This is a genomic window from Mycolicibacterium arenosum, from assembly GCF_024320865.1.
Classification (GTDB): Bacteria; Actinomycetota; Actinomycetes; order Mycobacteriales; family Mycobacteriaceae; genus Mycobacterium; species Mycobacterium arenosum.
Genome location: NZ_JANDBD010000006.1, coordinates 46519 through 69971, shown reverse-complemented (window position 1 = coordinate 69971; position 23453 = coordinate 46519). Strand labels below are relative to the sequence as shown.

20 protein-coding genes are annotated in these 23453 nt (G+C 68.1%); 16 read left to right on the top strand and 4 right to left on the bottom strand.

All coding sequences use genetic code 11. The annotated features are described in order from the left end of the window. The 5 genes from NM203_RS15590 to NM203_RS15570 are packed head-to-tail and all read left to right on the top strand — an operon-like array spanning nt 1 to nt 5702. Nucleotides 1-741, top strand: coding sequence for an ABC transporter ATP-binding protein (locus tag NM203_RS15590; RefSeq protein ID WP_255060927.1), 741 nt, complete (start codon nt 1-3; stop codon nt 739-741). Then, nucleotides 738-1913, top strand: a complete 1176-nt coding sequence (locus NM203_RS15585) for an FAD binding domain-containing protein (RefSeq protein WP_255060926.1) — start codon at nt 738-740, stop codon at nt 1911-1913. Before NM203_RS15590 ends, NM203_RS15585 begins: the two co-directional genes overlap by 4 nt. Next, nucleotides 1910-4192, top strand: coding sequence for a xanthine dehydrogenase family protein molybdopterin-binding subunit (locus NM203_RS15580; protein WP_255060925.1), 2283 nt, complete (start codon nt 1910-1912; stop codon nt 4190-4192). Before NM203_RS15585 ends, NM203_RS15580 begins: the two co-directional genes overlap by 4 nt. Continuing rightward, complete coding sequence (locus NM203_RS15575) at nt 4189-4725, top strand: (2Fe-2S)-binding protein (protein ID WP_255060924.1); 537 nt, start codon at nt 4189-4191, stop codon at nt 4723-4725. Before NM203_RS15580 ends, NM203_RS15575 begins: the two co-directional genes overlap by 4 nt. Continuing rightward, nucleotides 4722-5702 (top strand): FAD binding domain-containing protein, encoded by a 981-nt coding sequence (locus NM203_RS15570; RefSeq protein ID WP_255060923.1) that lies wholly within the window; start codon nt 4722-4724, stop codon nt 5700-5702. The genes NM203_RS15575 and NM203_RS15570 overlap by 4 nt, the downstream gene beginning before the upstream one ends. On the opposite strand, the gene NM203_RS15565 is transcribed toward NM203_RS15570, so the two are convergent. Further along, nucleotides 5703-5852, bottom strand: a complete 150-nt coding sequence (locus NM203_RS15565) for a hypothetical protein (RefSeq protein WP_255060922.1) — start codon at nt 5850-5852, stop codon at nt 5703-5705. It abuts the gene before it with no gap. Between the two features lie 168 nt (nt 5853-6020). On the opposite strand from NM203_RS15565, the gene NM203_RS15560 reads away from it, so the two are divergent. Further along, nucleotides 6021-7601 carry a phospholipase D family protein gene (locus NM203_RS15560; protein ID WP_255060921.1) on the top strand — a complete coding sequence of 527 codons (1581 nt, stop codon included), beginning with the start codon at nt 6021-6023 and terminating at the stop codon, nt 7599-7601. 165 nt (nt 7602-7766) lie between these two features. Here the strand turns inward: NM203_RS15560 and NM203_RS15555 are convergent, their stop codons facing one another. Continuing rightward, complete coding sequence (locus NM203_RS15555; RefSeq protein ID WP_255060920.1) at nt 7767-8027, bottom strand: hypothetical protein; 261 nt, start codon at nt 8025-8027, stop codon at nt 7767-7769. Nucleotides 8028-8354: 327 nt separating this feature from the next. Then, the gene (locus tag NM203_RS15550; protein ID WP_255060919.1) at nt 8355-8660 is read right to left on the bottom strand and encodes a hypothetical protein; all 306 of its coding nucleotides are present in this window, start codon (nt 8658-8660) and stop codon (nt 8355-8357) included. A gap of 186 nt (nt 8661-8846) precedes the next feature. On the opposite strand from NM203_RS15550, the gene NM203_RS15545 reads away from it, so the two are divergent. The 3 genes from NM203_RS15545 to NM203_RS15535 all read left to right on the top strand — a co-directional run bounded on the left by NM203_RS15545 (nt 8847) and on the right by NM203_RS15535 (nt 12279). Beyond that, entirely contained in the window at nt 8847-9140 is a 294-nt protein-coding gene (locus tag NM203_RS15545) for a MerR family transcriptional regulator (RefSeq protein WP_255060918.1), read from the top strand. A 124-nt stretch (nt 9141-9264) separates the two neighbouring features. After that, nucleotides 9265-11259: a 4-alpha-glucanotransferase gene (locus tag NM203_RS15540; RefSeq protein ID WP_255060917.1), complete on the top strand. Its 1995-nt coding sequence runs from the start codon at nt 9265-9267 to the stop codon at nt 11257-11259. Between the two features lie 99 nt (nt 11260-11358). Further along, entirely contained in the window at nt 11359-12279 is a 921-nt protein-coding gene (locus NM203_RS15535) for a DUF8017 domain-containing protein (RefSeq protein WP_255060916.1), read from the top strand. 576 nt (nt 12280-12855) lie between these two features. Here NM203_RS15535 and NM203_RS15530 read toward each other — a convergent pair. After that, nucleotides 12856-15651 carry an ATP-binding protein gene (locus NM203_RS15530; RefSeq protein WP_255060915.1) on the bottom strand — a complete coding sequence of 932 codons (2796 nt, stop codon included), beginning with the start codon at nt 15649-15651 and terminating at the stop codon, nt 12856-12858. 167 nt (nt 15652-15818) lie between these two features. Between NM203_RS15530 and NM203_RS15525 the strand changes: the two genes are divergently transcribed. The 7 genes from NM203_RS15525 to NM203_RS15495 all read left to right on the top strand — a co-directional run bounded on the left by NM203_RS15525 (nt 15819) and on the right by NM203_RS15495 (nt 23399). Further along, nucleotides 15819-16379 carry a TetR/AcrR family transcriptional regulator gene (locus NM203_RS15525; RefSeq protein ID WP_255060914.1) on the top strand — a complete coding sequence of 187 codons (561 nt, stop codon included), beginning with the start codon at nt 15819-15821 and terminating at the stop codon, nt 16377-16379. Between the two features lie 152 nt (nt 16380-16531). Next, nucleotides 16532-16942, top strand: a complete 411-nt coding sequence (locus NM203_RS15520; protein WP_255060913.1) for a nuclear transport factor 2 family protein — start codon at nt 16532-16534, stop codon at nt 16940-16942. Nucleotides 16943-16951: 9 nt separating this feature from the next. Beyond that, entirely contained in the window at nt 16952-17743 is a 792-nt protein-coding gene (locus NM203_RS15515) for a cutinase family protein (protein ID WP_255060912.1), read from the top strand. 69 nt (nt 17744-17812) lie between these two features. Beyond that, nucleotides 17813-18781: a pirin family protein gene (locus NM203_RS15510; RefSeq protein WP_255060911.1), complete on the top strand. Its 969-nt coding sequence runs from the start codon at nt 17813-17815 to the stop codon at nt 18779-18781. Between the two features lie 90 nt (nt 18782-18871). Continuing rightward, complete coding sequence (locus NM203_RS15505; protein WP_255060910.1) at nt 18872-19813, top strand: DUF5996 family protein; 942 nt, start codon at nt 18872-18874, stop codon at nt 19811-19813. Continuing rightward, on the top strand, nt 19810-21438 hold the full coding sequence (locus NM203_RS15500) for a glutamate synthase-related protein (RefSeq protein WP_255060909.1): 1629 nt from the start codon (nt 19810-19812) through the stop codon (nt 21436-21438). The genes NM203_RS15505 and NM203_RS15500 overlap by 4 nt, the downstream gene beginning before the upstream one ends. Then, nucleotides 21435-23399, top strand: coding sequence for a thiamine pyrophosphate-dependent enzyme (locus NM203_RS15495; RefSeq protein ID WP_255060908.1), 1965 nt, complete (start codon nt 21435-21437; stop codon nt 23397-23399). Before NM203_RS15500 ends, NM203_RS15495 begins: the two co-directional genes overlap by 4 nt. Nucleotides 23400-23453: the final 54 nt, after the last annotated feature.

Genomic DNA, 23453 nt, shown 5'->3' with positions numbered 1-23453 from the left:
ATGGCCTCCATCGTCATCGACGGGCTCGTCAAGACCTATCACGATCATCGCGGCACCCGGACCCGTGTGCTCGACGGGATCGACCTCACCATCGCCGGCGACCAGTTCGTCTCCATCGTCGGGCCGTCCGGCAGCGGTAAGAGCACCCTGCTCAACATCGTCGCGGGTATCGAATCGCACTCGGGCGGTTCGGTCGCACTGACCGAAGGAGATCGAAAGGCGAAGGTGGGTTACGTCTTCCAGGACCCGCGGCTGCTGCCCTGGCGCACCGTCATGCAGAACCTCGGTTTCGTGCAGCGGGAACGCAGCGGCTGGGAGAAGCGGGCGCTGCACTATCTGGATCTGGTCGGCCTGGCGCACGTGGCCGACCGCTTCCCCTCGCAGCTCTCGGGCGGCCAGCAGCAGCGCATCGGCATCGCCCGCGCCTTCGCCGTCGAACCGGACGTGCTGCTGATGGATGAACCGTTCAGCCATCTCGATGCGATGACCTCGCGCAACCTGCGGGAGCACCTCGAGCGGATCTGGCTCGAGTCGCGGCGCACGGTGATGTTCGTGACCCACGACGTGACCGAGGCGGTCCAGCTGTCCGACCGGATCGTCGTCCTAGCGCCCGGCGGTCGCATCCACGAGACCATCGACGTCGACCTGCCCCGTCCCCGAAGGGCGTCCGACCCGGACGTCGCTCTGCTGCAGGCGCAGGTGCTGGCTCGATTCGAGACGTTGGAGAAGGCGGCGGCGTGAGCTCCCCTCCCGGCACTGCGCTAGTGATCGGCGGTTCGGTCGGCGGGTTGGCCGCCGCCCACGAGCTCATCTCCATCGGCCTGGAGGTGACCGTCTTCGAGCGATCCGTGGATCGCACGCAGCCGCGCGGTGCCGGGATCGTCATGCAACCCGAGGTGGAATCGCTGCTGAGCCGGCTCGGTCGATCGGTGCCGTCGGTCAGCGTGCTGCTTCGCGAGCGTCAACAACTGCCCCGGGACGGCAGTCTCAGCCGCTACGACGCGCCCCAGTGGATGACCGCCTGGGACACCCTGTACGCCGCGCTGCGGAAGCCGCTTCCCGAGGGGTGTTACCGCCTGGACAGCGAGTTGGCGTCGATGCGGGTTCACGGCGACGACGTGACGGTCACGTTCAGCAGCGGGTCCGATGCGGTCGGCAACGTCGTCGTGGGCGCCGACGGGATCGGGTCGACGGTGCGCTCCCTGCTGATGATGCCCGGCGCAGCGGCCTATTCGGGCTACGTCGCCTTCCGCGGGCTCGAACCGGAGGCCGGGCTGCCGTCGCACCTCGTCGAACTGCTGGCCGAGCGCTTCACCATGTTCGCGGTGCCCGGACTGCAGTTGCTGTGCTATCTGGTGCCCGGCGCCGATGGCGAACTCGAGCCGGGATCGCGGCGGATCAACTGGGTCTGGTACGTCAACACCCCGGAGTCCAGCCTGCCGTGGTTACTCACGGGCACGTCCGGGAGGCGGTTCGACCACTTCGTCCCGCCGGGAGAGCTGACCGCAGACGCGATCGGTCGGCTGCAGGCGCTGGGCCGCGAGAAGCTGCCATCCCGGTTCGCCGAGTTGGTCGAGCACTCAACGGTGTTCATGCAGCCGGTGTTCGACGTAGCGCCGGCGGCGATGACGGGTGACCACGCGGTGCTGATCGGCGACGCCGCGGGCACGGTACGGCCGCACACGGCATCGGGGACCTCGAAGGCGTTCGGCGACGCCGCCGACCTGGCGCGCGCACTCGACGGCGCGGACTCCTATGGCGATCCACCACGAATACTGAAACAGTGGGAAGCGCGTCGCCTCGCCCACCTCACCGCGGTGGCGCGACACGGGATCGGGCTCGCGGCCCGCTCCTCGCTCGGTGTCGCCGGGCCACAGTTTCTCTCCGAGAGCCGGAAGGCGGACCTACCATGACGACGGCGACCGACGATGCGGGTCGCTCGGTGAATCGGGTGGAGGGCCGCCAGAAGGTCACCGGTGCAGCGCAATACGCGGCCGACACCGTGATCGCCGGCGTGACCCACGCGACCATCGTGCAGTCGGAGATTCCGCACGGCGTCGTCACCCGCGAATCACTCGAGCTGAGCGCGGCGCGCGCGTCGTCCGCACCGGGTGTGCTCACCGTGCTGACCCCGCTGAACTGCCCGCCACTGCACGCCCCGCCGCACGACCTGACCTACGACCTGCCGCTGGAACGCCGGCCCCCGCTGTCGGACCTGACGGTCCAGCACGTGGGTCAGCACATGGCCGTGGTGGTTGCGGACACCCTGGAGCACGCCGTGTTCGCGGCGTCGCTCTTCGAGCTGGCCTACGAGACGCTGCCGGCTCAGCTGTCCGCGAGCGAGGTGCTGGAGCAACCGGTGCCACCCGACGAGAAGGGCGGCCAGATTTGCCACGGCAGTTATCGGCCGGATCACTTCGTCAAACTCGATGAGGAGAAGCTGCAGGACCGCCGCGGCGCGAAAGACGAACCACTAGGTGCAACAAGAGTTTCCGCGAGGTACACCACACCGGAGAATGCGCACTATCCGATCGAACTGTCGTCGACGCTGACGCACTGGGACGGCGACGTCCTCACCGTGCACGACAGCACCCGGTGGATCACCGGCGAGCGCACCGCACTTGCAGCCTATCTGGGGCTGGCCGAGGAGAACGTGCGCATCCTGGCGCCGCTGGTGGGCGGGGCCTTCGGCTCCAAGAGCTTCCTCTGGATGCACGTCGCGCTCTGCGCCGTTGCGGCCCGCGAGGTGCAACGCCCGGTCAAATTGGTGTTGACCAGGAATCAGATGTTCTCCTCCACTGGCCACCGGCCGCGCACCGAGCAGCACCTGAGCCTGGTGGCCGACGAGGACGCACGGATCGTCAGCACCGAACAGCACACGTTGACCGAGACGTCCACGGTGGCACACTTCTGTGAACCCGTCGGCCTCTCGGCCCGGTTCCTGTACGAGTCGCCGCGGTTGGTGACATCGCATACGGTCGCCCGGATCAACACGCCCACACCGTGTTTCATGCGCGGTCCCGGTGAGGCACCCGGCCTGTTCGCGTTGGAGGTCGCGATGGACGAGCTCGCCTATGCGGCAGACGTCGATCCGCTGGAGCTGCGACTGCGCAACGACCCGGACGTCGACCAGGCCAGCGGCCGAGCCTGGTCGGGCAAGCACCTACGGGAGTGCTATCAGCAGGGCGCGGAGCGGTTCGGCTGGCGCGAACGACCGATGGCGCCGCGCTCGCTGACCCGCGGCGACGTCCGGATCGGGTGGGGCATGGCCACGGCAACGTATCCCGGCCGGCGGATGCCCGCGGGCTGCCGGGTCAGAACCGATGCCACCGGAACGGTCGGATTCGCCTCCGCCACTCACGAAGTCGGCAACGGCGTGCGCACCGTGATGACCCAGGTGGCCGCCGAGTCGGCGGGTCTGCTCCTGGAGCAGGTCACCTTCGACTCCGGTGACTCGCTGTTCCCCGACGCACCGTACAGCGGCGCCTCGCAGACAACGGCGACCGTCGGCTCCGCGGTCTATCAGGCGGCTCTCGAATGGCGGTCACGGTTCCTGGACCTCCTGGTGGAGCAGTCCGAATCGCCCTTCTTCGGAATGAATCCCGCGGCCCTGACGGTATCGGCTGGCCGCGTTTGCGCTGTCGACGGGCCCGCGGAGTCGGTCGCCGACTGCCTGCGGTCGTTGCCTCTCGAGGGTCTCACCTTCACGGTCACCAGCTCCGGCGCTGCCGCCGACGGTCCGGTGTCCCAGTCCTTCGGCGCCCACTTCTGCGAGGTCGAGGTGGACGAGGCCATCGGACGCGCCAGCGTGGTGCGGTGGGTGGCCGTCATGGACTGCGGCCGAGTGCTGAACCCCAAGCTGGCCCGCAACCAGGTGATGGGCGGCATCACGTTCGGCGTGGGAATGGCTCTTCTCGAGCAGGTGCCCTACGACCGGCACACCGCCCAGCTGATCGGCGAGTACTACCTGCCCACCCACGCCGACCGCCCCGAGTTCGACATCGGCTTCGTCGACGTGCCCGACTACGCGCTGGACCCCATGGGCGTGCGCGGCATCGGCGAGATCGGGACCTGCGGGGTACCCGCCGCGATCAGCAATGCGATCTTCCACGCCACCGGTAAACGACTGCGGGACTTGCCGATCACCCTGGAGAACCTGATGGCACCGTTCGACGAGGAGGGCTCCCGATGAGCGAGCACGTCGTCACCCTGCACGTCAACGGGGAGGCCCGCACGGTGACCGCCGATATCCGGTCGACGCTGCTGGATCTCCTGCGCGAGCGACTGCACCTGACCGGCACCAAGAAGGGCTGCGACCACGGGCTGTGCGGCGCGTGCACCGTCTCGGTCGACGGCGAGCGCGTCGTCAGCTGCCTGACGTTGGCGGCCTCGATCGACGGCTGTGAGGTACTGACCATCGAGGGTATCGGCACCGAGGCCGACCTCGACCCCCTGCAGGCGGCGTTCGTCGAGCACGACGGATTCCAGTGCGGCTACTGCACATCCGGGCAGATCTCCTCAGCGCACGCGATGCTGCGGGAACACGCCCGCGGTGACCTGTCGACGGTGTCGTTCGGTTGCGGACGCGAGACCGTGTGCAATGGACCCGCGACGCTGTCCGACGACGAGATTCGAGAACGCATGGCCGGCAACATCTGTCGATGCGGCGCCTACGCCAACATCGTCGAGGCCATCGCCTCCCTAGTGGACGGGGGCACGGCGTGAAGACCTTCGAATTCGCGCACGCCGCCACCGTCGAGGAGGCCATCAGCAGCGTGGTCTCGTCCGGCGGTAAGTACTACGCGGGCGGAACCAATCTGCTGGATCTGATGAAGGGCGGCGTCGAGGCACCACCGGCACTCGTCGACCTCCGCCGGCTGGGCCTGACGAACATCGTCGCGACCGACGCCGGCGGGGTGCTCATCGAATCGGGTGTCAGCAACAGCGCGATCGCCAACCATCCGCTGATACGCACTGGGTATCCGGTGCTGTCGCAGGCGATCCTGTCCGGCGCCACCACTCAGCTGCGGAACATGGCCACCGCCGGCGGGAACCTGCTGCAGCGCACCCGCTGCCCGTACTTCATGGACACCGCCTTCGCACGGTGCAACAAACGGGTTCCCGGTTCGGGGTGTGCAGCGACGGACGGCTTCAACCGCGAGCACGCCCTCTTCGGCGCCAGCGACACCTGTGTCGCGATCCACCCGTCGGACATGGCCGTAGCGTTGGCGATCCTCAACGCGAGCGTCCTCGTGCAGGGACCCGATGGCGCGCGCACGGTTCCCATCGCCGAGTTCTTCCGGTTGCCCGGTGACGAGCCCGAGCGCGACAACACCCTGCATCCCCACGAGCTGATCGTCGGTATCGAACTGCCGCCGTCGCCGTACGCCGAGCACTCCTGGTATCTCAAGGTCCGCGACCGGCACAGTTACGCATTCGCCCTGGTGTCGGTGGCGGCGGGCCTGCACATCGTCGAGGGCGCGATCCGGGCCGCGGCGATCGGTATGGGTGGCGTCGCCGCGATGCCCCGGCGCGTCGCCGAAGCCGAAGACAGCCTGCTCGGCCAGCAGGCAGGCGAGGCGGCGTTCCGACGGGCAGCGCGACTCGCCATGGCAGGGGCGCGACCGTTGAGCCAGAACGGTTTCAAGGTCGACCTCGGGATGCACAGCGTGGTGCGGGCGTTGACGATGGCGAGTAGGTGATCAGTCAACCTCGTTCGCGTCGCCGGGGTGAGGCACGTTGTCCTCGTCCACGTAGGCGGCGTGCTCTGTATCGACGTTCTCGTGGTCGCGTGGACCCTCGTTGGAGCCGTGGGTCTCGACCGCGTCGGCAGCGTCACTGGGCATCGTCATCGGCACGTCCTCGTTGTCATCCGCCGGGCTTGTCCCGACGAGGTGTGAATCGACCTAAGGGTTCCCGTCCTTGTGTTGTTGAATCGGCGTTCGCGCACGAGCCCCTTCCACCTCATTCATCCCGCCTGGAGTTGCGTCAATCTGCAGTGGAGCGGGCATCCATCTCGCGTGTCAGACCTGTCGCAGTGGTTCCTCACGGCCGCCGAGCGCGGAAATCCGCGCTCCCGGCTGCCCGCCTGGTCTGAAGGCAGCCGGGCGGAGCCACTCATTCACGGCGCGACGTACTTCGACCGTCTCTGCACCGAGGTGGAGTCGCTCGACGCGGGCGATCACCTGTTCTTCACCGACTGGCGGGGCGATCCAGATGAGTTGGTACGCGACGGCGGACCGACGATCGCCGAACTGTTCTCTCGTGCTGCCGAACGCGGCGTCGTGGTGCGAGGGCTGATGTGGCGCTCGCACCTCGACAGCATGCAGTACAGCGAGGAGGAGAACCGGCACCTGGGAGAGGCGATCGAGGCTGCCGGTGGACAGGTGCTGCTCGATCAGCGCGTGCGGTTCGGCGGTTCGCACCACCAGAAGTTCGTCGTGCTCCGGCACCGAGGAGCGCCGCAGCGGGACGTGGCGTTCGCAGGCGGAATCGACCTGTGTCATTCGCGCCGCGACGACGAATCCCATCTCGGGGACGGACAGGCAGTGCAGATGGCGAAGCGCTACGGCGAGCACCCGCCGTGGCACGATGCGCAACTACTCCTGCAGAGCCCCGTGGTCGGCGCGCTCGACGCCGCGTTCCGTGAACGCTGGAACGACCCCGCGCCGCTCGACACGTTGAGTCCCATCGCCTGGCTTCGGGACAAACTGCGGCACGCGGACCTCACCCCCGACCCCCTGCCGGAGCAACAGCCGGACCCGCCGGAATGCGGCTCCTGCACTGTTCAGGTGCTGCGCACCTACCCCAACGCGCATTTCGAGTACGACTTCGCACCCGACGGCGAGTACAGCATCGCCCGCGGTTACACGAAGGCGGTGAGACGGGCGCGCCGACTGATCTACTTGGAGGACCAGTATCTATGGTCTGCGGAGGTGGCCGATCTGTTCGCCCGCGCGCTGGCCGACAATCCGGACCTGCATCTGATCGCGGTGGTCCCCCGGTTCCCGGACGTCGACGGCAAGCTCGCACTGCCGCCGAATCTCGTCGGCCGCCGCAAGGCGATCGATGCGTGCCGTGCGACGAGCCCGGACCGCGTGCACATCTTCGACGTCGAGAACCACCGCGGCACACCGGTGTACGTGCACGCCAAGGTGTGCGTGATAGACGACGTCTGGGCCAGTGTCGGCAGCGACAACTTCAACAGGAGGTCCTGGACTCACGACAGCGAACTGTCCTGCGCCGTGCTCGACGCCACTCCCGACCCACGGGAACCGCGCGACCCCGCGGGCGACGGCGATGGCGCCAGGGCGTTTGCACGTCAGCTCCGGCTGCGCCTCATGCGCGAGCACCTCGACCGCGACACGGACGACGGGCTCGTCGACCCCGGCGACGCCGTTCGCCAATTCCGCCGGACCGCGGACCAATTGGACCATTGGCACGCCACCGGCCGACGCGGGCCACGTCCGCCCGGACGGATACGAGAGCACCGGGCGGAGAGACTCGGCTGGGCCACGCGGCTGTGGGCATCCCCCGTGTACCGGATGATCTACGACCCCGATGGCCGGCCCCTACGCGCCCGCTGGAGCGGCACGTGGTGATCATGATGTCCGGACCACCTGCAGCCCTTGCTGATTGACACTGAAGGCGCGGGGCCGCAGGTATGTCCACCGCGGCCCCGCGGGGAAGAACCTACCCAACCCTGAACGCGCGCGCTCGCCGAAGCTCGCGTCGCCGGCCACCCGGCGGCGTGCGGATTGCACCCGTCACCGCCGCGCCCCTTCGAGCAACTCGACGAACTCGGCGTCGGCGTCATAACAGTCGATCCACGCGCGAACCGCGGACGCCGATGCCGCGGACAGAGTCTTACCCTGTGCACCAACGGATTTCAGGACTCGTCTGATGGCCGCGAGATACTCACCGATCCCGAGGTCGACGAAGACCGCCGTGCACTCCTCGGCCGTCAGAAGGTCTCGGTGTTCCTCGACGAGTCGCCAGGCGAGGTCGTCTTCGCGTTGAAGAGCCATGTCGTCCCACCTCACCGCCTGCCGGCCGGGTGCGCTGCCATCGACACCGCCGCGCCACGAACGCACCCCAATACCGCTACTGCAGAACGGGAAGCTGAAGAGTTCATTGTCGACGTCGAATCGGCTCAGGTGGGTATGAGGCTGCTTCTCGCTGGCGTGGTGCTCAACCGGCCGAGAGTCGTGGGACTTCCGTGAGCGTAACCCGCGGCGAGCGCGTTCGCGACACGTGCGACGCCCGTTGTTCTCCGCCACGCGAATACGCTGCGGCCACGGCCGGACGATCCCAGCCGTGGCCGCAGAGGACACCGATCGTCGATTTCTCGACAGTCACTCGTCCTTCGGGGGGCTGCGCTGGACGGCGAGGACGTCGCCGACGGGCGAGGTCCACCGTCGCCGCGTCCTCATCGAGGTCCGACCAGCCGGCCGGGGTCCGCGCAGGACGCACCCGGCCGCTGGTGGCGCCGGTGGCCGACGGGGCGAGCAGGCAGCAGCCGCCGCACACAGGATGGCGTCGACTTCGGCGAACAGCACGGTCACCGAGGGGTCGTCATCCGGCAGCAGCCCGCACTGCTGTCGTGTCGCCTCCTCGGGTGTTTGCGGCGCCGGCGCCGCCACCGTGTAGTGCCTCATCACCGTCCTTCCCTCCGTCAGCTTTCCCGGCCGATCAAGCGTTTCTCACGTGGTGTCGAACCCCTTCGCTCCATTTCTTTTCCCTGTGGTACAGATCATCTATGTCTGATGACATAGTTTTTATAACTCTCGGATAGCATCACCGCAAGCACATCCCGAGAAATTTCCGATCCGGAGGACACACCGCAGATGAGCGATGGCGACGACGGGACGAATCCGACACGGAGCCAGGCCGTCTACGCCATCTCCGTCGCATCCGAACTGTCCGGGGCGGCCATCCAATCCATTCGGCTGTGGGAACGGCACGGACTGCTCAGCCCGGCCCGCACCACGGGAGGTACACGGCGATACAGCGCCGACGACCTCAACCGCATCGCCCGAATCACCGCCCTCGTCGCCGATGGCGTCAACATCGCGGGAATCTCGCGCATCCTCGACCTCGAGGACGACAACACCGCCCTGCGGGCGAAGCATCGGCGATAGCAGCCCGACGCGATCCGGCGCGGCTCGTCGCTGCACCGGTCGACGTCGCGCGCCTGCAGCGACATGAATGTCGTCGAGGTGGGTATGACGCCGACGTGTCGCACCCCGCCGGAGTCGCAATCCGATGACGCTCCCCCCACCGATCCCAGACGATCTGCGCCGGCTGGCCGCCGCCCACGGGGTGGCCACCTCCTACCGGAACGAACGACGCGAGCCGGTGGACGTCGCCGCCGACGTCGTGATCAACGTCCTCGGCCTCCTGGACGTCGATGCCGCCACCGAATCGGCCCGTGGCGCCGAGTTGGCGAAGCTGGCCGAGCGGCAGCGCGCGGGGGTACTCGCGCCGACGATCGCGATCCGGGTGGGTGGACTCCCGCGGCCGGTTCCGGGCGCCGTCGCCCTGGTGGCGGAGAACGGTGAACGCACCGATCTGCGCGACGAACTGCCCGGCGACCTCACCCCCGGCTGGTATCGACTGCGCACCGCGGACGGTCAGCAGGCCACGGTGATCGCGGCCCCACCCCGACTTCCGGTCGCGGCGCCGACGTGGGGATGGATGCTGCAGCTCTACGCGCTGAGGTCGGCGCGCTCGTGGGGCATCGGCGACCTCGGCGATCTGCAGCGGTTCGTGACCTGGACCGCTCGCGAGCACGGTGCCGGAGCGGTGCTGCTCAATCCCCTACACGCTCCGGGGCCCACCCATCCCGTGCAGCCCTCGCCGTACACGCCGTCCAGCCGGCGCTTCGCGAACCCCCTGGCGCTGCGCATCGAGGACGTCGAGGCGTACGGCCGAGCCGACACCGACACCCGCGCCGAGGTCGACGCACTGCGCGTGTCGGCGACCACCGACCGCATCGACCACGATCTGGTGTGGGCCGCCAAACGCGATGCGCTGGAACTGCTCTGGCGTGCGGATGGTCGGCCCGACCCGCTCGCCGATCCGAGTACGCCGGACGCGCTTCGGAACTGGGCGACCTACTGCGCGCTCGCCGAGCGGCACGGCGGCCGGTGGTCGCGGTGGCCCGAACCGCTTCGCGACGTCACCGGTTCGGCCGTCGCGTCCGCGCAGCGGGAACTGGCCCCGCGGATGGCGTTCCACGCCTGGGTGCAGCAGCAGTGCGCGGAGCAGCTCACGGCCGTTCGCGCCGCAGCGCACACCGCCGGCATGTCGCTCGGCGTGCTGCACGACCTCGCCGTCGGCGTCGATGCGGACGGTGCCGACGCGTGGGCGCTGGCCGACGTCCTCGCCTCCGGTGTCAAGGTCGGTGCACCGCCGGACAACTTCACTCCCCGCGGGCAGGACTGGGGTCTGCCACCGTGGCGCCCGGACCGCCTCGCCGCGACGGGTTACGCCGCGCTGCGGGACATGCTGCGCGCGGTCCTCGCCCACGCCGACGGCCTGCGCATCGACCACGTGGCGGGTCTGTGGCGGTTGTGGTGGATCCCGCCGGGTGACACCCCCGACCGCGGAACGTACGTCCACTACGACGCCGAGACGATGCTGGCGGTGCTCGCGGTCGAGGCGCATCGCGCCGGCGCGGTCGTGGTCGGTGAGGATCTCGGCACCGTCGAACCCGAGGTGACCGAAGCTCTCGCCGACAGCGAGATGCTGGGGTGCGCGGTGGGGTGGTTCACTCGCGACGTATCGGCTCCCGGCGAGCCCCTGCTACCTGCGGCCCGGTGGCCGACCCGAGCCGCCGCCAGCCTGTCGACACACGACCTCCCGACGGCGGCGGGATTCCTCCGCGGCGAACACGTGCGGGCGCGTGCCGACTTGGGCCTGCTCGACGACGTCGCCGCGGAGCGGGCCCGCGCGCAGGACGAACGCGCCGAATGGCTGAGCCTGCTGCGCTCGGAGGGTTTCCTGCCCGACGACGGTGTGCAACCGGACGACGCCGCGATCATCCACGCGATGCACCGACTGCTGGCCGCCGCACCAAGCCGGTTGAAGCTGATCTCCCCCTACGACGTCCTGGGCGGAACACGTCAGCCGAACCTGCCCGGCACCGTCGACGAGTACCCGAACTGGCGGCTCCCACTGCCGGTCGGTCTCGAACAGCTGCAGGACGATCCGCGCGTCGCCGCCGTCACCGAGGTGTTTCGCGGTCGTCCCCAATAACGCAGACGATCGCCGGTCCCCGCGAAAACTGGTGCGTCGACGGGGTCCGCGCACCAGGCAAGATGGTCGACGGCAACGCTCGACTCGAGAGGCGGATTTGTGACCTATCCACCGTCGTGGAACTCCGGCCAGGGCTTTCCCCCTCACGGCGGCTACGGTTACCCCCCGCCACCGGGAACGCCTCCGCCGTACGGCAAGCCGCCTCGCGGCAACCTGCCGTGGATTCTCACCTCGGTCGCCGCGATGCTGGTCGTGGTGGTCGCCGTCGGTGTGATCGTGTGGACACTCGTCGGGAGCGACGACGAGCAACAGGCGGCGCCGACCACCACGACGTCCATGACGAAGGCCACCCCGCGCTCGACCACCCCTAGCCGGACCACGTCGACCAGGACGTCCACTCCGGCACCGGCACCGGCGGACTGCGACGGCCGCGTCGGCACCCCCGGTCCGCAGACCCCTGCGGGGTGGAAACAGGTCGTCAGCCCGAGAGGGTTGATCTACGACGTACCGCCCGAATGGGAGGTGCTGACGTGCACCACCCTCGTCGGCTGGGAAAAGGAGTGCCCGGAGTCGCCCGAGAGCCCGTTCGGGGTTTGTCCCATTCGAACCATGAGCGGAGCGGCCGAACTGCCGAACTCCTCCTGCCCGGACGGTAATTCGCTTGCGGTCTCGGGAGTTCCGGGCGCCAAGAGCACCCCCGACATCAACCAGGCCGTCGAGTACGAGACCGCCACCGTCAAGGACATCTACACCTCGGAGAGCGGCGTCGTCCCCGACGTCTCACTGAGCCCTCCCCGCGATCTCACGGTCGCGGGAGCGCCCGCCGTCGAGGTCGTCGCCACCGTCACCGGCATCGCACCCGAGAACTGCAACTCACCGAACGCCCTGCACGTCATGATCGCTACCACCGTTGCAGGACAACCGGGCTCGGTGATGTTCGTCGTGTCGACGGGTTATCGGGGTGCCCCCGACACCGGCGTGATCGACAGGATGGTCGGATCCCTGCGGCTGGCGGGCTAGCGGCGCGGGCGGACGCCCTTCGTCAAGGAAGGATCCTCGTCACCATGAGCCCCATGGGCGGCCGGTGGGGATCCCCCGTCCGCTCGGCGGGGTAGCGAGAACGCCGACACGCGGCGCCGACCAACGACACCGACCCCGGACACCACATGGTCGTCAGCCCCTTACTCGTTCCGACCTGATGACCTGCATGCAGCGCACCCTCATCCTCACGACGTCGGCCGGAGCAGTCCCAGTGGCAACGACGATTGGCCAGGTTCCGCTAGCCGCCGCAAGGGGAAATCATCACGCGCCATCGTCTGCATCGGTCCTTAAATCACACTGGGGACAATGTGATTCGAAGCTGACACAGGTCATCTCGCTCAAGATCCTCGAACTGAAATGGAAGGTCCGTACTTATCCGGACAGGGCATGCGCGCCCTCGGTCAACTTACCGATGCACCCGGAACTACCCGAATGCGCGCTACCGTGATCTCGGTTTGGGAAGGTCTCGGTGACTCCAGCCGCCTGACGTGTGCGTCGATCGAGACGCAAACCCTTCGTGGCCGGCTCCGTCACGGCGTCTCGATCGGCTTGCCGTCAGGGCAGGTGAATTTCCTTCAGTTGTCGGCGGGAGGTGATGCCGAGTTTTCGGAAGATGTTTCTCAAGTGCGCTTCGATCGTGCGCGGGCTCAGGAAGAGCTGTTGCCCGACCTCACGGGAGGTGGCGCCGGTCGCAACGAGTCTCGCGATCGTCAGCTCTTGCGCGGTGAGCGCGTCGCTGGGTCGGGAGGTCCGCTTGCGTGCACGCTCGCCGGTGGCGCGTAGCTCGCGGGCGGCTCGAGCCGCGAAGGCCTCAGCGCCCATGTCGGCTAGCAGCGCGTGAGCGGTGCGGAGTTGTTCACGTGCATCGGTGCGGCGACCTTCCCGGCGTAGCCACTCACCGAACACGAGGTGGGTGCGAGCGAGGAACGCGTCCATTCGGCAGTGCTGCAGCCGCGTGATCGATTCGCGGTAGTGGCCTTCTGCTTCCACACCGGTGCTGGTCAGCGCTCGTGAGCGCGCAGCAATACCGAACGCCCATTCGGTATCGCAGACCATCGCTCTCCGGCTGAGTTCTTCCATTGCGCGAGAGGCCGATTCAGTATCGCCGGCGCGGCTGGCCGCCTCGACGAGCTCGTAAAGCGCCTGCCACTTGATCGCAGGTTCGTACGCGTCACTGGCGTAGGCAGCGGCCTTCTGCGCAACAGGGTAGTTGCCGCTACCGTTGTGACGCACCGCGCTCGCCAACATGGCTATCGTGGCGTCGGCACCCCGCGAGCGTTCCGTCGCCTCGCAGGCACCGCCGTCGTAGCCAGCGGTGGCCTCCGCATCATCTCCACGCCAGGCATCCAACAACGTTCTCGCGTAGCTCAGAGGCATCGCGCCGGACACGTTCGCTATCGCGGCAGCCTCGTCCGCGAACTCGGCGGCGCGCGACAGATCACCGGCGTAGATCCGTGTACACGTCGCAGTGACCAGCGCACCGGGCAGCGCGGCGAGGGCACCGGCGTCGCGTGCTGATCGCACGTAGCGATCAGCCAACACAATGAGCAGCTCGTCGTCGAACAACGCCGACGCCGTCCGCGTAGCCAACCACAGCCAGTTACCCGCATCGCCCGCTCGGACGGTCTCGACCGGGAACACGCCTTCACGGAACGCGTCCAGGGCGTGCTTGAGGATGGGCGCCCCGGATTCGAATCCGGTTGTGTGCACAGCGACCAACCCGTCAAGCAAGTGGTCCGCCGGTCCTGGCGGCTCGGGCGGCGGGGGTGCGGCCCTGACAGCTTCGGCGATCTCCGCCAGGCCGGGTTCGCGACCCGAATCCCCGGTGATGGTCGCCGCGTCGAACGCCTGCAGGTAGGTTTCCCGAGCGAGCGAGGGATCCAGGGGAGCCAACATCCGAGCGGCGCCCAGCAGCATCCTCAGAACCTCGCTGCCCTGGGTGAGGTGGAAGGTGATCTGCGCGCGGAGCAGTTCCAGGCGGGCGCGGTGCAACGCGTCCAGCCGCCCGGCGTCGACACTGTCCAGCAGGGCCAGGGCGGCTTCGGGCGCACCGGCACAGTGCTTGGCGCTGGCGGCATCCAGTGCGCGTCTCGCCCGATGAGCGGGCTCCGGCGTCAAGTCGGTCGCGCGCTCGAGAAACGCAGCCGCGGCACAGAACCCACCGCGGGCCAACGCACGATCGGCCGACCGCTCCAGTTCCGCGGCGGCCTCTTCGTCGGTACCCAGCACCGACTGCGCGCGATGCCACGCGCGGCGGTCCGGCTCGGCCTGTGGGTCGGTGGCGGCAGCCAGGACGTAGTGGGCCCGACGGTGCTCCGGTGCGGTGGCGGCACGGTAAACCGCCGAGCGCACCAGCGGATGACGGAACCGAACTCGGGTGTCGATCTCGAGCAGCCCTGCGGTTTCCGCGGGCGCGGCCGCCTCGCGGTCGATACCCAGGTGATCGGCGGCGCGCCACAGCAGTGCCGCGTCGCCGGTCGGCTCGGAGGCCGCCACCAACAACAGCTGCTGCGTCTCGGCCGGAAGGCTCTTCGAGCGCCGCGCGAAGTTCTCCTCGATTCGGCGCGGGACGCTCGTGGCGTCGGGGAGTCCGAAGCCACCAGCCAACTGCATGCTGGTTGGAAGCTCCAGCAACGCCAACGGGTTACCGCGCGCCTCGGCGACGATGCGGTCGCGGACCCGTTCGTCGAGCGGTGCGCACACAGTCGTGGTCAGCAGCGTCCGAGCATCGCCATCCTCCAGCCCGCTGAGGCGCAACTCGGGTAACCCGGCCAGCGGATCCCCTGCGCTGTTAAGGGGGTCTCGCATTGCGAACATCAGCAGCAGCCGTTCGGCCTCCACCCGCCGCGCCACGAACGCGAGAACCTGCGCGGAGGCCTGGTCCAGCCACTGCGCGTCGTCGATGAGGCACAGCATCGGGCCCGACTCCGCGAGGAGGTTGAGGACGGCCAGCCCGACCAGGAACCGATCCGGCGCGGCGCCGGCCCGGCGGCCCAACGCGACGCCGAGGGCGTTCTGCTGCGGGTCCGGCAACGTGTCGAAGCCGTCGAGTAACGGCGCGCACAGCTGGTGCAGGCCGGCGAAGGCGAACTGGGTCTCGGCTTCGACCCCGACCGAGGACTCGACTCGAAACCCCGATGAGAGTGCGGCGTCGCGGGCGTGCTGCAGCAGCGCAGACTTTCCGATGCCGGCTTCCCCCCGTACGACGAGCACCCCGCTGCGCCCCGCCGACGCCTCGGCCAGGAGGCGGCCGATCGCGGCAGATTCCGCGCGTCGACCGAGCAGCCCCGCGCCTCTCCCCTCAATCCGGAGCCGGACGACTTCGTCTGGATCGACCAGTTCGATGGACACGGGCGCACTTCCCTTCCCGAGGTGGCGCGAATCCGTTCTGACCACTGCGATCAACGCCTCGGTTCGGAGCGCCGCGCCGGCTACCCAGACGAAGTGAAACGACACGCAATGCGTCAATACGAAACGTACCGTATTGATTCGGCATCCGCTCGTCTACGGTGTGCCATGTGCCTGCCAGCCGCAACGAGCAATCTCGCCGCGCCATCCTCGACGCGGCCATCTCGATGATCGGTGAGCTCGGGTACGACCACATCTCGATTGAAGCGATCGCCAGGCAGGCGGGCGTGGGCAAGCAGACGATCTACCGCTGGTGGCCGTCCAAGGGTGCGGTGATCCTCGAAGCCGCGACCGAAAGCCTCAGCGCCGTCGTAGCGCTCCCCGACACCGGCGACTTCGTCGCCGACATCCGGACCCAGCTGGCGGCGATCCTGGAGTTGATCACGACCACCGGCTTCGGCCCGGCATATCGGTGTCTGATCGCCGCCGGCCAATCCGACCCCGACCTCCTGCGCGCTCTCTTCGACCGGATCATCGCACCCAATATCGAGGACTTCCGCGCCCGCACCGCCCGGGCACAGCAGCGCGGTGAGATGCGCGCCGACGCCGACTGGCAGACCATGCGCGACCTGCTGTACGGGGTCGTCGAGTACCGGCTGATCCACGCGATGCCACTCGAACCCGAGTACCTCGACGGCGTTCTGGAGATCGTCTTCCAGGGAGTGCGCTGACGACGACGGTGCCCGCGGCTACGTAAGGGACTCTCACCGACGCGAAGGTGGCGCCTGTGGTGTGACCCTGATGGCACGGAAGATGCCGGTTCCGCCGGCTCGAGTCGCAGCACACTGACACATTGCGAGACCCGGACGGAGAGTCGACGACTGTGGATGAGATTCCAGCGGGATTATCGGCGTTCCTGGCGGCCGTGCAGGCACGCGATGCCGCAAGCGCAGCAGCTCAACTCGCCGAGTACGTGATTCTCGAAAGCCCCATCGACGTCGAGCCGCTCGTCGGCCGCGAACAGGTCGCCATGGCGGTCACACAGATCCTGGATGTCGCCGATTCCTTCACGGTCAACGACATCATCGTCGGCGATGGACATTTCGCGGTGGTGACGAACATCATGATCGGCACCACGGAGATGGACGGCATCGAACTCATCGGCGTCAACGCCGCGGGCAAGGTCGCCTCGCTGTCAATCCACCTGCGGCCGATGCGAGCCGTTGTCGCACTTCACAATCGCCTCGCATCCGTCAGCGGGAAGCCGGTGCTCACGCTCACCGAGGAGCGCTAGTAGATCGTCATGATCAACCTCGAAGCCGCCGCCGCGAAACCCCAGGACGCAGTCGTCATGACCAGAGCGCGACCTTCGCCATCCGCTGCCGTGCAACCGAAATCCCACCTGACGCGCCGCCCGCTGTACGCGATGGCCGTCGGCGCGGTGGTGGCCGCACTGTTCGTCGGCGCCTCCCCCGGCCAGGCCAACGGGGAGGAGACGGCCTTCCCGATGGTCGACTGCGCCGACGTGGAGGTCGTCTTCGCTCGCGGCACCTTCGAGGGTCCGGGCGTGGGCAAGGTCGGTGAGCCCGTCATAGACGCACTGCACCAACGGCTACCCGAGCGCACCGTGGGAGTCCATGCCGTGAACTACCCGGCGTCCTTGCAATTCGATCGTGTCGTCGACGGCATCCAGGATGTCGGCAACCGCCTGCGCGATCTGACGGCCGACTGCCCCACCACGGACATCGTCGTCGGCGGCTACTCCCAGGGCGCGGCCGTCAGCGGGTACTTCACCAGCGAGACCGCTCCCGCCGGATACGCCCTCGACCCACTGACTTCAGACGTCGCCGAGCGAATCACCGCGGTCGTCCTGTTCGGTAAACCCTCACCGGACGTCGTGAGACTTCTGCGGCACGAGGCGCCTCCCATCGAGATCGGCCCCGCCTTCACCGACAGGACCATCGACCTCTGCGCCCGGGGGGATCCGATCTGCCAAGGGGGCGGCCTCGATCGCGGGGCACACAGCGCGTACGCCGTCAACGGAATGGCAGAAGCGGCCGCCGAATTCGTCATCGCCCGGCTGGGGAGCCGCTAACGGAAACACCACGTCCGCCGCCTACGTCCTCACAACCCCACGAACACGCCGACCGACAGGACACACACCATGCCAGCCGTCACCGCGGACACGCTCACCCTGCCCCGCGTCCCCGTCCCCGATCGCACCACTGCGACGCAACGGCCGGTACGTTCGGTCACCACCGCACCGGTCGGATTCGAGGGCGACGGGTTCCCCGTGCGACGCGGATTCGCGGGGGTGTCGCTGACCGACCTGGACCCGTTCGTACACATGGACCAGATGGGCGAGATCGATTGGGCACCAGGTGAACCCCAGGGCACCCCGTGGCATCCCCATCGGGGGTTCGAGACCGTCACCTACATCATCGACGGCACGATCGAGCACAACGATTCTCACGGCGGCGGTGGAACCATCACCAATGGCGATACCCAGTGGATGACCGCCGGCAGCGGGATCCTGCACATCGAGAAGCCGCCGGAACAGCTGGTCGTCTCCGGTGGGATATTCCACGGCGTCCAGCTGTGGGTCAACCTGCCGCGCGTCAGTAAGTTCGTCACACCGCGCTACCAGGACATCCGCGCCAGGCAAGCCCGGCTGGTGTCCTCGGCCGACGGCGGTGCGCTTCTACGGGTCATCGCCGGAGACGTCGCCGGGTACACCGGGCCGGGGACCACCCACACGCCGATCACCGTCGTGCACGCAACGGTGAACCCCGGTGCCCGCCTCGAACTGCCATGGCGGGCTGACTTCAACTCGCTGGCTTACGTGCTCTCCGGAAGCGGCACCGTTGGTACGGCGGCACAACCCATCAACGAGGGCCAACTCGCCCTGTTCGGCACCGGGGACGCACTGACTCTGGCCGCCCGGCGAAGCCCATCCGCCAGGGAGCCCCAGCTGGAGGTTCTGCTCCTCGGGGGCCGGCCGATCCGAGAACCTGTGGTTCAATCCGGGCCCTTCGTGATGAACACCCGCGAGGAGATCGTCCAAGCCTACGAGGACTACCAGGCGGGTCGATTCGGCAACATCCCCACCGAACGCGTGCCCCACTCCGGATGATCCCCACGGCGGAACGGGCGTGAAGCGATACTTGACACCGACGGCACCGCTACCGGGCGCCGATTCGATTGCGACAACAGGGAGGTTCGAATGACCGAGGTGCGAGCCGGCCGGGGCTGGCCGGCGCTCCGCGTCGACGACTGGGAACCGACGCGCAGATCCCTGCACATGTGGAGCCAGATCGTGGGCAAGGTGAGACTGGCCCACGCGCCGCTGCTCAACCACTGGTGGCAGGTGCCGCTCTACGTCTCACCGCGGGGACTGACCACCTCGGCGATCCCCGTGGGTACTGAGTCCTTCGACATGGAGTTCGACTTCGTCAACCACGCACTCGCGGTGCGGGTCAGTGACGGCGGCGCGGCCGCGATCGATCTACGGGACACCTCCGTAGCGCGGTTCCACCGAGCGGTGCTCGACACCCTCGGCGATCTCGGCATCGACGCCGACATCTCCAACGGGCCCAACGAGGTGGATCCCGCCATCCCGTTCGCCGAGGACACCCACGCCGGCTACGACCCCGCCGCCGCCGACGCCTTCTGGCGGCAGCTGGTGCAGGCCGACCGGGTGATCAACCGGTTCCGCTCCCGGTTCATCGGCAAGGTCAGTCCCGTCCACTTCTTCTGGGGCTCCTTCGATCTGGCCTGCACCCGGTTCTCCGGCGACATCGCGCCGCGCCATCCCGGAGGCGCGCCCAACTGCGGTGACTGGGTGATGGAGGAGGGCTACTCCCACCAACTGAGCAGTTGCGGGTTCTGGCCCGGCGGCGCCGACGAGGGGGCTTTCTACTCCTACGCCTATCCCGAACCGGACGGCTTCGCCGACGCCACGGGTCGGCCCGACGGCGTCTTCTACGACACTGCGTTGCGACAGTTCCTGTTGCCCTACGAGGTCGCCCGCGAGGCGAAGGACCCCGACGGCGCGGTGATGGACTTCCTCGAGTTCACCTACGCCGCGGCCGCCGATCTGATGGGTTGGGACCGGCGCGCCCTGGAAACCGACCCGAACCGCTGGACGCACAAGGGGTCGCCGTGACGATCGGTTCGACGAGTGCGCTCAGAGTGGCGTCCTTCGACGAGCTGGTGCCCTTCCGCCCCCATCCCGTCTCGGTCGCCGGCGTGGACATCGTCCTCATCCGCCGCGGCACCGGCGTGTCCGCCCTCTACGGACGCTGCCCGCATCGGGGCGCGCTGCTGAGTGACGGTCGTGTCGAGGGCGACCACGTCGTGTGCGGGGTGCACGGCTGGCGCTACGACTCGGAGACGGGCGTGTCCCCCGTGAATCCCTCGGTCGCGCTCAACAAGTTCCCCGCGTGGGTATCGGATGGCGTTGTGTACGTGGACGAGTCGTCCATCAGGATGTTCACCCGCGCCAATCCCGTCACCTACGACGATGACGGATACCAGGGCCACTGGATCAAGCCGGCCGACTCCGCCGACGAGCCGTTCGTCACGCACATCCACGAGCTCGCCGCACACGGTCTGGACCGTGTCGGCCACCACGGACCGATGGCGGCCATGGGCGTGCCCAGGGATCAGCTGCCCACGTGGGAGTCGATCCAGCTGTTGACCGGGCAACTGGCGCGATTACCGCTGCTGGACGACGAACCGGTCACCACCGAGACGGTGATCGGTCCGGCGGCCGGACGTCCTCTGGTGCTGGACATTCCGCTGTTCGTCAGCGACATGAGCTTCGGAGCGCTCTCCGAGGAGGCCAAAGTCGCCCTGTCCGCGGGGGCGCAGATGGCCGGTACCGGAATCTGCTCCGGCGAAGGCGGCATGCTTCCCGAAGAGCAGCAGCACAATTCGCGATACTTCTATGAGCTCGCCTCGGCCCGCTTCGGGTGGAATCTCGAGCATCTGCAGAAAGTTCAGGCCTTTCACTTCAAGGGCGGCCAGGGCGCCAAGACCGGCACCGGCGGCCATCTGCCCGGAAACAAGGTGACCGGCAGGATCGCCGAGGTGCGTGGTCTTGCGGAGGGTACCGCCGCGATCTCCCCCGCCAGGTTTCCCGATTGGACCTCGCTCGACCAGTTCCGCGATTTCGCCGCTCAGGTGCGAGAGGTATCCGGGGGGATTCCCGTCGGGTACAAGATGAGTGCGCAGCACATCGAACGCGACATCGACGCGGCGCTCACGATAGGCGTCGACTACCTCATCCTCGACGGACGCGGCGGTGGAACAGGCGCGGCGCCAACGCTGTTCCGCGACAACATCTCCGTTCCGACGATCCCGGCGCTAGCCAGAGCACGGCGGCACCTCACAGCGTCCGCGGCCCACCACGTCACGCTTGCCGTCACCGGGGGGATTCGTACCGCAGCGGACATGGTCAAGGCGCTGGCGCTGGGCGCGGACGCCGTCGGGCTGTCCAATTCGGCGCTTCAGGCCATCGGATGCGTCGGGATGCGTGCGTGCAACAGCAACTCCTGTCCGGTGGGGATCGCCACTCAGCAGCCTCACCTGCGCGACCGGCTGCCCGTCGAACTCGCTGCGCAGCGCCTGCACCGCTTTCTGCGCTCCACTGTCAAGCTGATGGTGATTCTCGCCAGGGCGTGCGGTCACCGAAGGCTCGCCGACTTCGAGCTCGACGATCTCGTCACCTTCGACCGCGACTTCGCCTATCTCAGCGGAGTCCCCTACGCAGGAGTGGTGCCGCTGTGAGTTCCGAAACGCCCGACCACGACGATAACCTGCAGTGGCACAGGGCGATCGACGGCGATTCACTCGAGGACGGCGAGGTGAGAGTGTGCCCCGTCGGCGTCAAGTCCGTAGCGCTCACCAAACTGCGCGGCGAGTACGGCGCCATCGACAACCGCTGCCCCCACCAAGGCGGGCCGCTGGGGCAGGGCACCGTGGAGAACGGCAAGATCCGGTGCCCCTGGCACGGCTTCGATTTCGATCCGTTCACCGGTGAAGCCGCGGGCGGACCCGATTTCGACGTCCCGACCTACCCCGTCGACGTTCGCGCAGACGGCGTCTACGTGGCCACCCCCGCGCCGGCAGCACGCGTTCGCACGGTGAGCGACGTGCTGGTCGAGACGATGACCAACTGGGGAGTCGACACGGTGTTCGGGATGGTCGGACACTCGAATCTCGGTATGGCGGAGGCGATGCACCGCGCCGAGACCGAGGGCAAGCTGCGCTACTTCGGCATTCGGCACGAGGGGGCGGCGGCCTTCGCGGCATCGGCCTACGGCAAGCTGACGGGTAGGCCCGCCGCGTGCTTCGGCATCGCGGGGCCCGGTTCCACGAACCTGCTGACAGGGCTCTACGACGCGAAGGCCGATCGCGCACCGGTGTTGGCGCTCTCAGGCAACGTGGATTCATCCGTCGCAGGCAAGGGCGCTTTTCAGGACATCGACCTACTCGCCGCATTCGCGGACGTCTCCACCTACTCGGCCCTGATCCGCTCCGGATCCGACCACGCCGAACTCATGACGATGGCACTCAAACACGCCATCCTCAACCGCGGCGTCGGGCACCTCGTCCTTCCCGACGAGGTTCAGGTGCTCCCGGCGCCCGACCACGCCGCCTCCGGCCCCACCGGGCGGATGCCCGACCTGCGCGTTGGACCACCCGCCCAGGCTCTCCGCGAGGCACTCGGCCACATCGCGGCCGCCACCCGACCGGTGGTTGTGGTCGGTGCCGGCGCTAAAGCCGATATGGCACAGGTTGTTTCACTCGCCGAACGGTTGAACGCCCCCGTCCTCACCACGTTCAAGGCCAAGGGGCAGATCTCGGACCGACACCCGCTGGCCTGCGGCGTCCTCGGCCGATCGGGGACCCCTGTCGCGTCCTGGATGATGAACAAGGCCGACCTCCTGCTGGTGTTCGGCGCGTCGTTCTCCAACCACAGCGGCATCTCGCCCTATAAGCCGACGGTGCAGGTGGACACCGATCCGCTGATGCTGGGCCGATTCGTGCCCGTGACGGTGCCGGTGCTCGGCGACGTGGGTGTCACCGCCCGCGCACTGACGGAGTCGCTGCGCAGCAACGCGGCGATCGTCGACCAACGCACGGAGGTCGCGGAACGCTGGGCGGTGTGGCGCGCGGAGAAGGCGCGACGGGCGGCTGCGGTGTCGGGCAGCGGGCGGGTGTCCGCCGCGACGGTCTTCCGCGCGCTGAACGAACTCGCACCCGAGAACGCCGTCATGACAGTCGACGTCGGCAACCACGCCTACTCGTTCGGGCGGTACTTCGAACCCACGTCGCAGGCGGTTCTCATGTCGGGCTACCTGGGTTCAATCGGTTTCGGCTTCCCCGCCGCGTTGGGAGCATGGGCGGCGGCCCCGGACCGTCCCGTCATCGCCGTCACCGGAGACGGTGGATTCGGCCAGTACCTCGCCGAATTCACCACGGCGGTGAAGTACGACATGAACATCACCCACATCCTGCTCAACAACGGCGAACTCGCCAAGATCAGCGAAGAACAGCGCAGCGCCGAGTACGCGGTCTGGCAGACGTCGCTGCTGAACCCCGACTTCTCCGCGCTGGCCCGTGACTGCGGCGCCTACGGCAGGCGTGTCAGCGATCCGGCCGACGTCGAGTCCGTGATCGGAGAAGCGCTCACCTACCCGGGACCGGCCATGGTCGAGATCATGACCGACCCACGATCGCACTAGCGGGATGCAACGCGATCCCGTCGACAAGCGTCTCGCATCCAGAACCACGATGAG